The sequence below is a fragment of the Polaribacter sp. 2305UL8-11 genome, assembly GCF_058147165.1.
The window spans coordinates 1-237 of the sequence record NZ_JBYVJW010000110.1 but is presented as its reverse complement, the minus strand read 5'-3'; the positions used below and the strand labels follow the sequence as shown (position 1 = coordinate 237).

1 protein-coding gene is annotated in these 237 nt (G+C 26.2%); it reads left to right on the top strand.

Going from position 1 to position 237, the window contains the following annotated elements; translation table 11 throughout:
- Positions 1 to 210: hypothetical protein (locus ACY2RW_RS16375; protein WP_490123791.1), on the top strand; the 210-nt coding region annotated here is incomplete at its 5' end.
- Between the last annotated feature and the right edge of the window lie 27 nt (positions 211 to 237).

Genomic DNA, 237 nt, shown 5'->3' with positions numbered 1-237 from the left:
TGGGGACAAAATATTATTATAAATAAAGCTACCAGTTATATTTCAAATAAAACAAACACAAAAGTCGAAATTGAAAAAGCATATTTAACTTTTGATGGAAACCTAAAAGTAGAAGGACTTTTTTTAGATGATAAAAAAGGTGATACTTTAAGTTACTCAAAGTTTTTAGAAGCGGATTTCTTACTTTGGGGGATTATCAAAGGAACCTAATTAGGTGTAGAAAATTTAAAATTAAAT